Origin of the sequence: Hyphomonas sp. GM-8P (assembly GCF_003263315.1) — a bacterium.
Lineage (GTDB): Bacteria > Pseudomonadota > Alphaproteobacteria > Caulobacterales > Hyphomonadaceae > Hyphomonas.
In genome coordinates this window covers 1-12,854 of sequence record NZ_AWFE01000091.1, presented here as the reverse complement: position 1 = coordinate 12,854, position 12,854 = coordinate 1, and the positions used below count along the sequence as shown (strand labels likewise).

Annotated in this window: 9 protein-coding genes and 3 pseudogenes; 8 read left to right on the top strand and 4 right to left on the bottom strand. The window is 55.9% G+C overall.

Features of this window, described 5'->3' with window-relative positions; genetic code table 11:
- Nucleotides 1-258 (bottom strand): nitronate monooxygenase family protein (locus HY26_RS14040; protein WP_199288558.1); only part of this gene is annotated, 258 nt, incomplete at its 3' end.
- A gap of 43 nt (nucleotides 259-301) precedes the next feature.
- Complete coding sequence (locus HY26_RS14035; protein ID WP_233348756.1) at nucleotides 302-1,087, bottom strand: FadR/GntR family transcriptional regulator; 786 nt, start codon at nucleotides 1,085-1,087, stop codon at nucleotides 302-304.
- A 134-nt stretch (nucleotides 1,088-1,221) separates the two neighbouring features.
- Between HY26_RS14035 and HY26_RS14030 the strand changes: the two genes are divergently transcribed.
- Both HY26_RS14030 and HY26_RS19295 read left to right on the top strand, forming a co-directional pair.
- Nucleotides 1,222-2,484 carry a cytochrome P450 gene (locus tag HY26_RS14030; RefSeq protein WP_112073855.1) on the top strand — a complete coding sequence of 421 codons (1,263 nt, stop codon included), beginning with the start codon at nucleotides 1,222-1,224 and terminating at the stop codon, nucleotides 2,482-2,484.
- Nucleotides 2,485-2,487: 3 nt separating this feature from the next.
- Nucleotides 2,488-3,054 (top strand): annotated as a pseudogene (locus HY26_RS19295) (IS3 family transposase); the annotation flags it as partial.
- A gap of 252 nt (nucleotides 3,055-3,306) precedes the next feature.
- Here HY26_RS19295 and HY26_RS14015 read toward each other — a convergent pair.
- Complete coding sequence (locus tag HY26_RS14015; RefSeq protein WP_035551926.1) at nucleotides 3,307-4,566, bottom strand: IS110 family transposase; 1,260 nt, start codon at nucleotides 4,564-4,566, stop codon at nucleotides 3,307-3,309.
- A gap of 368 nt (nucleotides 4,567-4,934) precedes the next feature.
- Nucleotides 4,935-6,207: pseudogene (locus HY26_RS14010) on the bottom strand (IS110 family transposase).
- Nucleotides 6,208-6,341: 134 nt separating this feature from the next.
- Here HY26_RS14010 and HY26_RS14005 point away from each other — a divergent pair.
- From HY26_RS14005 to HY26_RS13980, 6 genes and pseudogenes are all read left to right on the top strand, one after another.
- A pseudogene (locus HY26_RS14005) lies at nucleotides 6,342-6,653 on the top strand (integrase core domain-containing protein); the annotation flags it as partial.
- A gap of 256 nt (nucleotides 6,654-6,909) precedes the next feature.
- The gene (locus tag HY26_RS14000; protein ID WP_051602738.1) at nucleotides 6,910-9,372 is read left to right on the top strand and encodes a TonB-dependent receptor; all 2,463 of its coding nucleotides are present in this window, start codon (nucleotides 6,910-6,912) and stop codon (nucleotides 9,370-9,372) included.
- Between the two features lie 332 nt (nucleotides 9,373-9,704).
- A complete protein-coding gene (locus tag HY26_RS13995) occupies nucleotides 9,705-9,923 on the top strand; it encodes a hypothetical protein (RefSeq protein WP_035552743.1) in 219 nt (72 codons plus the stop codon).
- A gap of 234 nt (nucleotides 9,924-10,157) precedes the next feature.
- Complete coding sequence (locus HY26_RS13990; RefSeq protein WP_034766463.1) at nucleotides 10,158-11,027, top strand: alpha/beta fold hydrolase; 870 nt, start codon at nucleotides 10,158-10,160, stop codon at nucleotides 11,025-11,027.
- 8 nt (nucleotides 11,028-11,035) lie between these two features.
- Nucleotides 11,036-11,443, top strand: a complete 408-nt coding sequence (locus HY26_RS13985) for a PaaI family thioesterase (RefSeq protein WP_233351636.1) — start codon at nucleotides 11,036-11,038, stop codon at nucleotides 11,441-11,443.
- Between the two features lie 662 nt (nucleotides 11,444-12,105).
- Complete coding sequence (locus tag HY26_RS13980) at nucleotides 12,106-12,762, top strand: Hsp20/alpha crystallin family protein (RefSeq protein WP_139068840.1); 657 nt, start codon at nucleotides 12,106-12,108, stop codon at nucleotides 12,760-12,762.
- Nucleotides 12,763-12,854: the final 92 nt, after the last annotated feature.

The following is a 12,854-nucleotide window of genomic DNA, read 5'->3' as shown; positions in this document are numbered from 1 at the left end:
GGATTGCGGCGCCGACCCCCGCCGGACCGAGGCCGGCAGAAGCGTATCCACCCCGAACGGCTTGTCGGTCATCTCGCGGGTCTGACGGATCCAGCTACGTAACTGGTCCGGCGAGCACGCCGCGGCGCCGAGGACGCCTAGCCCCCCTGCATTCGATACCGCGGCCGCGAGCGCGGGGACACTTGCCCCGCCCATTCCGGCCAGAAAGATCGGATATTCGATCTCGAGAATTTCGCATATGCGCGTTTGTAGCGGCATGTTATTTATTCTCCCGTCTTAGACATTGCGGTTCGCAAGTCTTCTAAATTTGTCCCCACCTCACTTTTTGAGAAACCAGATCAGGACTTCGTTCAGCTAAATAATTTGCCGAACCTGACACAAGGCGGGCCATGGCCTGCCGCGCTTCCTGGGCATCACCTGTGCGTACCGCTTCCAGAACGCGGCGCAGGATTCGCAACTGGACTGCGCGCTCCTGGGCGGAATAGCCGAGCGAGCGCGAAAATTCGCGGGTCAGTAAATGCAAGGTGGAGGTCAGAAGGCCGAAAAGCGGATTGCCGCTGGCCCAACCGAGCAGGTCGTGAAACCGACGGTTAAGTTCCTCGAACTGGCTTCCCGCCTCATTCCGCTCAAGCTCTTTAAGGCAATCGGCGAGTGCGCTGAGGTCGCCTGTGGTCGCGCGCTGGGCGGCATAGGCTGCAACATCCGGCGCTATGGCTTCACGCAGTTCGAGCAGACCCCTCAGGTCTGCTTCCATGAATTGCAGGATGAGAGAAAGACTATTTGCGAAATCACCGGACTGCGGGCGCGCAACCACCGGGCCCCCGCCACGGCCCAATTGAAGGTGGATTACGCCCTGAAGCTCCAGGAAGCGGAGCGCTTCACGCAAGGTTGCTCTGGCGACTTCGTACCGCGCGAGCATTTCTTCTTCGCGTGGCAACCGGTCTCCCGCAACGCGTGCACCAGCTTCAATGTCGCGAACGATGTCTTGTGCGAGCGAAAGTGCACGCTTTGCCTTCTTTGCGTTATAGGCCCTGGGCTGCATCTTTGAACCTAATATATTATCATAATTAATCTGATGAACGGCCAAATCAAGCGTTTAGCTTCCATGGTTGTAACTAATCGTCAAGTATGTATGATAATATTTAAAAGTGGCATGTTGCGGGGCCGCTAATTTGCCAGAAGGTGGCGCGCTATTTTCGCGTACGGACTGAAGGATAGAACATGAGTATAGAAACAATTGAGCTGAACACGGCCGAAAAAATCGCGACCATTCCGATCGAGCAAATCGATGTTTCACGGCCGAGCCTTTTTCAGAAAGATACAATTGGCCTGTTTTTCGACCGATTGCGCAGAGAGGATCCAGTCCACTACTGTCCTGAGAGCAAAGTCGGGCCATACTGGTCGGTTACCAAGTTCGACGACATCATGGCCGTTGACACCAATCACAAAGTCTTCTCGTCGGAAGCGAAGCTCGGCGGAATTGCCATTCAGGACATGCATGCGGGGGAAGGTGCGCTTGAGCTTGAAATGTTCATCGCCATGGATCCGCCCAAGCACGATCAGCAACGCAAGGCCGTTAACTCCGCAGTCGCGCCGTCAAACTTGCAGTTGCTCGAGCCGACAATCCGTGAGCGTGCGTGCAAGATACTTGATGATCTGCCGGTTGGTGAGGAAATCGACTGGGTTAATAAAGTCTCGGTCGAGTTGACCACAATGACCCTTGCGACCTTGTTCGACTTCCCTTGGGAAGAGCGGCGCAAACTCACTCGCTGGTCCGACATCGCAACGGCCGCGCCTGAAACCGGTATCGTCGAATCTTATGAGGCAAGGCGCAAAGAACTGATTGAATGCGCGATGTATTTCAAAGGGCTCTGGGATCAGCGTATTAACCAAGACCCCAAGAACGACCTCATATCCATGATGGCGCATTCTCCGGCGACGCGGGACATGCCCTTCCTAGAGTTTCTGGGCAACTTGCTGCTGCTTATTGTGGGCGGCAACGACACTACGCGGAACTCGATCAGCGGCGGCGTGCTCGCCCTTAATCAGAACCCTGAAGAATATCGCAAGCTGAATGAGGATCCGTCGCTGATCACCAGCATGGTGCCAGAGATTATCCGCTGGCAGACTCCGCTGACCCATATGCGCCGGACTGCGCTCCAGGATTACGAGATTGGCGGTAAGCTGATCAAAAAAGGTGATAAAGTGGTGATGTGGTATCTGTCGGGCAACCGGGATGAGTCTGGCATCGAGAATGCTGACCAGTTCATAATCGACCGAAAGAACCCACGTCATCACCTGTCCTTTGGCTATGGCATCCATCGCTGCATGGGCAACAGGCTTGCAGAACTGCAACTTAGGATTATCTGGGAAGAGATCCAAAAGCGTTTCGCGAAGGTCGAAGTGACCGGCGAGCCCGAGCGTCTGTTTTCGAACCTTGTGCGAGGCATCACGAAACTGCCTGTGCGGCTCCACGCTCGCTGACTGGGGACACCACTGAGCCTTTCACGCAAGCGCGAAGCGGTCGATCATGTGGTGGAGACATTCGGCGCAACCGAGCGTCGGGCTTGCCGCGTAATCGGCCAGCATCGTTCCACCCAGCGCAAGCCGCGCGTGCCGCGTCAGGATGAGGATGTGCTGACAGCGGCCATCATCACCCTGGCTGAATGGTTCGGCCGGTATGGCTATCGTCGCATTACGGCCCTGCTGAGACGGGGTGGCTGGCATGTGAGCGAGAAGCGCGTCTATCACATCTGGCGGCGTGAAGGGCTGAAGGTCCCGATGAAACAACCGAAACGTGGCCGTCTCTGGTTGAGTGACGGCTCCTGCATTCGGATCAGACCAATGCACAAGGGGCATGTCTGATCCTATGATTTCGTCCAGGATCGCACGCATGATGGGAAGGTCTTCCGCATGCTGTGCGTCATTGATGAGTTCACTCGCGAATGCCTCACCATCCGCGTCGAGCGCAAGCTGAACTCCCGCGATGTCCTCGACACGCTGGGCGATCTGTTCGTCGTGCATGGACCGCCTGGGTACATACGTTCGGACAACGTCCTACATTCTGAACTTTTGGCAGGTTTCGGGCGCAAAGCCTCGTCCCGTAGTTTCCAGATACGGGTCTTGAAGTCAATTACCGGGTGGGCTTCCGCCGCACTGGAAGAGCTCGCAGCCATAGCAAACACAGGATCCATGCGAGTGAGGTTCGCTGGTCCTTACCGTCCTTAACACGGGATGCCGATCCGAGCGGAAGATCCGAACATTATCTACGAGGTCGCCGATAGACTGGCGCCTCAACGGCGCGCATCAGAGAGAGATTCTCCCGCCCGGTACCGCCCCTTCGTAGAAGGGGCGGTAAGCTTTTCCGCTCTTGATGATGGCATGCGCTGTGCGCGCCATCTTGGCGGTAACCGCAGTGAGCGCTTTGCGCCGGAGATCGGGATTGTCCGGATCCCTGGCGATATAGCGCGTATATTTATCCCTGAAATTGTTCTCCTTCTGGCGGATCGCGACCAGGCCGGCCATCCAGAGCGCCCGGCGAAGCCGTGCGTTGCCGTATTTCGACAGTTTCGTCTGTCCCCGGAAAGTGCCGGACTGATGCGTTGAGAGGTCCAGGCCGCAGAATTTCAGGAACTGGCGATGATGACCAAACCGGCGCAGGTCGCCGGCTTCAGCGAGAATGGTCAGGGCGATGATCGGGCCGATGCCGGGGATTTGCTTGAGGGCCTCGAAGTCAGGGGTTCCGCCCAGAAGGGCTTCAGCTTCCGCTTCGATCGTATTGCGCTGGCGGTTCAGGCTGCGCGCCTCCGCCAGAACCATGCGGAACATCGCGATGGCCCTGCTGTCGACCGGAACCGGCAACCCGATTGATTCTTTTGCGGTTTCACAGATGTCCACGATCAACCTGGCCTTTGAAACCTTCTTGCCAACAATGTCCCAGGCGGCGGCTGAGAAGGCTTCTGGAGACAAGGCCGTGATCGATGCCGGGGGCGGGAACGTCTCGAGCAGGGCGAAGAACCAGTCGCGCCTGGAGCTTCCCAGGAACTTCTCGATCTCGGGAAAATAGAGTGGCAGATAGTGCGTCAGGATCCGGTGAATGGTCTGCGTCCTTGCTCTCGACACGGCCTCATGCGTCTTCGAGAGCTCCTGGATATCTGCGAGGCCGGCGACCAAGGGATCCAGATAGACCTGGCTGAGACCTGTCGCCAGCATATGCAGGATAACCTGGGCATCCTTCGGATCATTCTTGTCCCATCCGTTGTGGATGGCTTCGCGCTGGCGAGCGAGTGCCATGGAAGAGATCAGGCGTGTCTTGATGCCGGCATCGACCAGTCTCCAGGCCAGTGCCCGATGATAATTACCGGTTGCCTCAAACCCCGTAACAACCGGACGGTCGAAAGCCTTCAGCCGTTGAATAAAGCGGTCGTGCTCTGCGCGCTGGTTGAGCACAACAAGACGCCGCCGTCGAGGCGACCCAGGCATCTGTATCAGAACATCATTGCGCTTCTTGGAAATGTCGATCGCGACGAGCACAGCATCCTGTGCGATAGAATGAATCCTGGCCATGGCCGGTCTGCTCCTCTTCGGTGGTGGTTGGAATAACCACTGTAAGAGGTCCTGCGGCCCGGTCATGGCCTCCTGCCTGCGTGCGGAATGCGCCGCAGGCGGCCATGACCTGCCTTGGTTCCGAATGTGCTACGTCCTATGAAAAGAACGAAAGCTGGAATGAGCCAACAGGTCGTTGATGCGTGACGGCGAACCTGCGTCCCGCTCGTTCGTAAAATCACCCAGGCGTCTTCTGTCGTCAAGGAATCAGTTCTTCCATAGCAAATACAGGGTACGCTGGATTGCGGCCCTCACCGTCCTTAAGACGAGATCCGAATACCCAGGCAGAAGACCCGAACATTATCTACGAGGTCGTGACGATGCATGCCTCAACGGCACTTGCAGAGCGGGGTCCTTCCGCCTGGGACCGCGTCCTTCGAAGAAGGGGCGGTAATCTGTCTCGGTCTTGATGACCGAATGTGCGGTGCGTGCGATCGTTGCGGCAACGGAAGTGAGTGCCTTGCGCTTCAGGTGCGGATCGCTGTGATCTCTGGCGATGTATCTTTCATACTTGTCGCGGAAGCCGTTCTCGCGCTGCCGAATGGCGACCTGTCCCGCCATCCAGAATGTCCGTCTCAGCCTGGCATTTCCAAACTTGGAGAGTTTGGTCTGTCCTCGGAATATGCCTGACTGCTGAGTCGAAAGGTTGAATCCGCAAAACTTAAGAAACTGCCGGTGATGCCCGAAGCGGCGCAGGTCCCCGGCCTCAGCCAGGATGGTGAGCGCGTTGATCGGCCCGATGCCTGGGATGGTCCTCAAGCGTACGAAGTCCGGATGTGTTCCAAGCAGGTCGCTGGCTTGCTGTTCGATCTGATCACGTTGGGCAATCAGATGCCTTCCCTGACCGAGAACGAGACAAAACATGCGGATCGCTGGCGTCTCCGGATCGACCGGCAGGCCAATGGAATCAGCGGCTGTGGCGTATATATCAGCGAGCAACCGAGCTATTGATGCCTTCTTGCCGACAACACCCCAGGCCGCTTCGATAAAAGCATCTTCGGACATGCACGTGATCGATCCCGGCGTGGGGAACTGTTCGAGGAAGGCGAGAAACCAATCGCTGCGCGAGTTGCCCATGAAGCGCTCAGCCTCGGGAAAGTAGAGTGGCAAGTAGTGTGTTCTCAAACGATGCCAGAACTCCGTCTTGGTTTGCGATATGACGGCATGTGTCTTCGACAACTCCTGAATGTCGTTCACGCCGTGCACGAGCGGGTCATGCCAGATCTGGGTTAGCCCAGTCTGCATCATATGCAGCATCACCTGCGCATCCTTCGGATCGTTCTTGTCCCATGAGTTGTGCATCGCCTCGCGCGTGCGTGCCAGCGACAGCGAAGAAATGAGCTTCAACTCAAACCCCGCCTGATGGAGCCGCCACGCCAGCGGCCGATGGTAGTCGCCCGTCGGCTCAAATCCGACCTGAACCGGCACGCCAAAGGCGGTGAGCGTCTCGACAAATCTGTCGATATCTTCCCGCACGTTACGAACTGTGAGGCGTTTGCGGCGTCGCCTCCCTGGGACAGCGATCAGAACTTCATTGCGATGCTTTGCGATATCAATCGCTACCAGAACGGGTTGCCCTGTCTTATGGTGCGTCTTGGTCATGGCCGGTCTCCTCTTCAGTTGTGGTCGGCAAAACCACTGTAAGAGACCTGAAGGCTCGGTCATGACCGCCCGCCTGCATGTGAGAAACAAGCAGGCGGTCACGACCTCCGGAACATCGGTTCCCAATGTGCTATGGCAGTGAATTTACCGGCCAGATCGTGGACCTCTGGGCATATCATTACAAGGTCAGAATGGACTTCTCGCGCCCCGGCAAGCCGCAGCAGAATGGCTTCGTCGAAAGCTTCAATGGATCGCTCCGGGACGAGTGCCTCAACATCAACTGGTTCGCCTCCTTGGCCGAGGCAAGGCGGCTGATCGAGGCGTGGAGGCGCGACTCCAATGAGAGCCGGCTTCACATGGCTCACAATGGGCAATCTCCCGACGAGTTTGCCCGTAACGCCGGCCTATGCCATGGTGGCAAGGTCAAAATCGCCACTGGATTTTAACGCCAAGGCCGGACCACCAGACCAAGCACGTCATTGCCGCTGGATATTAACCCCAGGGCCGGACCACCGATCCCAAGCGTGTCAGCTGAAGCCGGAACTAACTTTTCGGTTGGGCCAGTCCGATTGGACAAGCCATAACCTCTATTGCAAATTTGCATCACCCGTCGACGATCTCTGTCAGGGGGAAAAAAGAATATTCACATTGCACATAAGTATCATATCATACAGTATTATATAAACATAAGGAGGAAACTAGGTGTATTATTTCAACGCGGTGTCGAAGACAACTGTTTCGGTATCTTTGGCGGTTTTGCTGTTTGCCGCCGGTGCTCATGCGCAAGTTGAGGTGGACGAGCAAGGTGCTGCTGCATCCGCGGCGGAAAATGTGGAGGCCACACGTCGATTGGGTGCAATCACAGTTACAGCGCAAAAGCGCGAGCAGAGCTTGCAGGATGTGCCAATTGTCGTGACCGCCTTGTCCGGAGAGCTTCTCAGCGATGCTGGCGTTCAGGATATCAAGGACCTGACGGTCGTGACGCCGGGCCTGCTTGTAACTTCTTCGTCAAAGCAAGCAAATACTACGGCGCGGATTCGTGGCATTGGCACGGTTGGTGACAATCCCGGTCTCGAAAGCTCAGTAGGCGTCGTTATCGACGGGGTTCCGCGCGCCAGGAACGGCGTTTCCTTCGGCGATCTCGGCGAGATCGAGCGAATCGAAGTACTAAAGGGGCCGCAGGGAACCTTGTTTGGCAAGTCGACCTCTGCGGGCGTCATAAATGTCATCACGAAGAAACCGTCTGACGAGTTAGAGTCGATCTTCGAGGTCGGGATCGGCAACGAAGGTTTCCTTCGCACGTCTGCAGAAGTCACCGGACCGCTTTCTAAGACGGTGAGCGGTCGCCTGTTCGGAGTATACGAAGAGCGCGGCGGTCTTTTGGACGTAAAGACCGGTAACGGTCCACGTACCGAGGACGAAACGAGTCAGTATGACTTCTACTCCGTTCGAGGTCAGCTTCGTTTTGAGCCCTCCAGCGACCTCGAGATTCTTCTCTCTGCTGACTATACTGATCGGGAAGAAGATTGTTGCATGGGTGACTATATCGCGGTGGACCCGGCCAGGGGCCCGCTGATCACGCTGCTGGCTGGCGGTGACGGGGCCTCTGCTTTTCCGATCGATCCGTTCGACCGCGTCGCCTTTGCGAACCGCGACGCCACGCAGACGACCGAGGACTGGGGTGTGTCAGCGAATATCGAGTGGCAGTCCGGCCTCGGTGAATTGACGTCAATCACATCCTATCGCGATTGGGAAAACGGCTCGGGTCAGGATACAGATTTTAGTGCCGCCGATCTTTGGTATCGAGATGACGAAACGTCCAGGGACGCTTTTGCCACATTCAGCCAAGAGTTACGACTCGCGGGCGCGACCGATAACGTCGACTGGCAGGTGGGTGTGTTTTACGCGAATGAAACTCTTGATCGTACAGATTTCATTACTTACGGCAATGATTACTTTTTCTACTTTCAGCAATTGCTGCTCGGTGCGAGTGGTGGTGCGTTTGATCTGTCTTCGCTGCCAGGTAATATCTATACGGGCGAGGCAAATGCAACCGCAGACGTTTATGAACAAACTGCGGATACATACGCCATCTTCACGAACAATACGTTCAGCTTGAGCGATCAGTTCGACCTCACGGTCGGTCTTCGTTATACGATTGATGAGAAGACGCTGGAGTCCAATTTTAATGGCGAAGCGGGTAGCTGTACCACAGCCTTGGCCGTATTTGGCCCTACAGGTGGATTGACACCAACGCTTTGCTTGCCTTGGACAAACGACAACTTTGTGGGTGTGAGCGCCACGCAGGATCGCTCTGACGAGGATTTATCAGGTACAGTAAAGGGGGCATATCGGGTCAGTGAGAATCTGATGTCATACGCGTCCTATTCGCGCGGTTACAAGGCCGGTGGTTTCAACCTTGATCGCAGCCAGTTTGGTCCCTCAGATCCCACGCCATTTCAGCCCAACCTGGATACCAGATTTGATCCCGAAACTGTTGATGCGTATGAGGTCGGCTTTAAGACCAACAATGCGGCAAATAGCTTGTTCTTCAACGGCGCGATTTTCTATCAGGAGTATAGCGACTTTCAGCTCAACACGTTTACCGGTACGAGCTTCATCGTGACATCTGTTCCCGGTGTGATTTCCAAGGGTGCTGAGTTCGATGTCCGATACCTGCCTGAACAGCTTGAAGGGCTGACACTGCAGGGCGGTCTTGTCTATGCGGAAACCCAGTATGATGATTTCGAAGCGGTAGACTTTTTCGCGCCGCCGCGCTTGCCGGGAAGCACAATTTCATTTGCGCCCCGTTGGTCGGGTACGTTGGCCGCAACCTATGAAACCTCGTTCATCAGCGACTGGGATGCGCGCTTCAATGTATCGAGCCGGTTCACTTCAAAGTATAATACAGGTTCGAACCTCGATCCGCTCAAGGAGGTTGAAGAGCTGGTTGTGGTAAATGCAAGAATGTCATTCTACAGTGACAACTCTCCCTTCGAGTTGGAACTGTGGGCGCAGAACCTGTTTGATGAGGACTATTACGAACTTGCTTTCGATACGCCGCTTCAAGGTACCGCTGCCACGCAAACAGCTCCGGGAACAGCTGTTGGTGCTTTCTTGTCACCGCCCCTGACCTTTGGCGCAACCGCTCGTGTTCGGTTTTAGAGCACTTTGAGGCAATGTCAGCTTAGCCTGACTTGAGGAGCCAAGGTGCAAGAGCCAATCTCATAGGGGAGGGAAGCGCGAAGTTCCAGCTGTTGCTTGCGGAGTGGTTGCTGAATATTGTAGCGCTCCGCAAGCCATTTCCAGAGATTTTGTAGAGACAGGAGGCGCGGGCCGGAAGCCCATAAGGATGGGCGTTGGCCTGCCAGCGAACTTTCATCTGGATGGGATCAGAGCCTCGCTGATGAGGAGTTCATGACTTCAGATTCTCGCTAACTGTCGAAAGTAAAACCGCTGCTGAAGCCAGGACTAGGATCAATAACAGGGTTAAAGTCTTGAGCTGCAAGCCGCTCGGCGGATCGCACAAACTCCTTTGCGCGCTGGATCGCAAATCCGGTTGGGACAATTCGCCACGCTCGACGATCACGGTAATCTCGCTCACGCGAGACATGGCCCGATCAATCGAATTGATTGATCAGTATCCCAACATGTGGACGCTTAATATCGTGCACTTCGGTAAGCTGGATCTGGGGCATTCCAGTCTGATCATTTAACCAGGCGCCTGCCACCGTGATCGCGTGAGGGCGATAGCTTCCATTTCCTGATCGTACGCCCGGCGCGATAGTCGGCTCACTTCACCAAAAAGGAAGCTGAAATCGATTGCGGGATCTCATATGAAGCCAGATGCGCGCGACCGCGTGGGCAACTTGACGGGTTTCTCCATTTACAATGATTGTAAGGTAACTTAATAAAGGAATAAGTAAAAGAGTTTATAGTGGACGGATCTTTTGTACGATTGTGATGGATATCTCCATGCGCAGGGGCTGAAGCTGGCGCACAGTTCGGTTGGCGATCCCGCTGCCCCTCCGGTCATTTTTGCCCATGGCGGAGGACAAACTCGTCATGCTTGGAGCGCTGCCGCGAAGGCGGTGGCATTTGAAGGATATCGCTCAATAATCTTAGATCTTCGCGGGCATGGTGAAAGCGACTGGGCTCCAGACGGTGATTACTCTCTCGGAGCTATCGCTCGAGACCTTGTAGAGGTTGGTGAAAGCGTCGCGGTTGGAAGGCCGCGGCCGCATGTAGTCGGTGCTTCGCTTGGAGGACTTGCAGCCATAGTTGCCGCAGGCATGTTTGCGCGCGATGCGTTTGAATCGGTTACTCTGGTCGATATCACGCCGAACATGGACGCCGCCGGCGTCACCAAAGTTGTCGGCTTTATGGGCGCGCATGTTAAGGAAGGCTTTGCTTCGTTGGAACAGGCCGCTGATGTGGTTGCCACCTATTTGCCGCATCGGCCCCGGCCGAAAGACCTTGAAGGGCTGCGTAAGAATCTGCGGCAAGGCGAAGACGGGCGTTGGCGATGGCACTGGGACCCTGCCTTTATCACCGGCGTCACGCGTCGCTCTGGGGTTGCTCGCACCAGTGAGCTGGAGCAGGCGGTTCGGAACATCCGCGTACCGCTTCATCTCATCCGTGGACGTATGAGCGAGCTGGTTACAGAAGACTCCGTCGCGGCGTTTCGTTCCTTGGCACCGAGGGCACATTTCACTGACGTCGCTGGGGCCAGACATATGGTGGCAGGAGATTGCAACGATTTATTTGTCGAAGCAGTCGTGTCCTTTCTTCGTCCGATTCGAGAGCAGACCCCTGCATGAGCACCTCCATGCTCAATGTTAATCAGATACAGGCCGCACTCGATGCGGCCCCCTTCCATCGCTGGCTTGGGCTGAAGGCGATCAGCACAGACAAGGACAAGCTGATACTGCAAATGCCCTGGCGTGAGGAGCTGGTTTCCAATCCGCGAATACAATCTGCCCATGGCGGTGTCATTGCCGCGCTGATTGATCTCACAGGATTTTATGCCCTGCTCGCCGCAGGGAACACGCCTGCTGCGACGGCGGACTTGCGAGTTGACTATCACAAACCTGCCACGCCAGGAACGCTAAGCATGATGGGAAGAATTGTCCGTCTGGGTGCAACTCTTTCCGTCGCCGAAGCCTCTGTCATGAACGCCAGCGGAGCGCTGCTTTCGAGCGGGCGCGGCGCCTACCTGATGCCGGGGCGTGCATGAAGGTTTGCATGATATTCTTGCATTGCGTAATTTTAATTCTGGTCTCGGGGTGTAGGGGCCAGAGTCAGAAGGTCAGGTTGCCCCTGAGCCGACCGGCTTTACGTATGAGGCCGGGGCGGGTGGTCTGTGTAGAAGCGGTTTCCGTGGAATTGGGGGCATGAGGGACATCTATTTGATTGCGTGGGGGCTGCCTCCGTAAAAGTGGCCTGGTATTTGAGTTAGTCTCGGCTTCGATTGACGCGCTTGGGTTCGGTGGTCAGGCTCTGACGTTAAAATCCAGCGGCAAGTTGGACCTGACCACCATGGCAATTCTTGAGATGTCGGCAGAATCTTTCGGCGTTTTTCCATTGCGAACCATGCGAGGTCGGCCTGTAGATCATTTGCAAGTCATGAGAAAGAGCGTCCGGCAATTGAGCACCGCCGGGCTAGATCCTGACAATGCACAATGAAGCTCTTTACGTTCACCGGCACATCGCCCCGGCTAAGAGGTGGAGAAACGTTGCGTCCCTCACAGGAATAGGGTATTGGAATTTCTCCACCGTTCTGAATTTCAGACGCGTTCACCCACTTCTTCTCTTCCTTGCAACGCCGGGCGCGCTGCAGCGCTCCACTGTGCCGGATCGGCGTGATACAGACAAAAAGTGAACTCATGGCCGGAACCGTTGCGAATTCTCAAGAGGGCGGCGGGCTTGCGGTCAAATAATGCCTTTGGAGTCATTAAAGGAAAAACACATGGCTGCCCGGCGCGCGATCCTTTTTCATTCCTGCAGAGTGAAATCGACCGTCTTTTCGACAGTTTCAGCGGCGCAGGTTTCCGCCGTCCGGTCGGAATGCAGGAGGTCTGGCCGCGTCTGGAAGTCAAGGAATGTGATGGTCTGATCGAAGTCGCCGCCGAGCTTCCCAGGGTGGATGAAAAGAATATCGAGGTCAATGTGACCGACAGCCGGCTGACGATCCGCGGGGAAAAGAAACCGGAGAGGGACGAAAAGACCAAGAGCTACCGGCTTGTCGAAAGATCGTTTGGCACATTCGAACGCTCGATCGCGCTCCCGTCCGGTGTTGACACCAGCAAGGTCAAGGCCCAACAAGCGCAAGGGCGCGCTGCATGTCGAAATTCCCAAGCTGGCAAGTTCAAAAAGGACAGCGCGTTGAGGGCTTCCAGTCTCTCTCGGGGTCCTGCCTTTGCATCGCTGGGCAAGTCACATTGCCGCGGTTGGTGCCGGGATGCTTCATATCCAACGCCCTTAACCTGTGAAGCGTCCCGATTTTTTGAGCACGCTGTGCGCGGGCTCAGGGCGGCGAGGCTGGTAACGGAATAAATCAGTGTACCGTAAAAACATAAGTGAGAGATAGGGCGCTGCGAGCACTCTGTTGTTTCCTGTGACCTGCTCCCCGAAAAATCCCTCGTTTG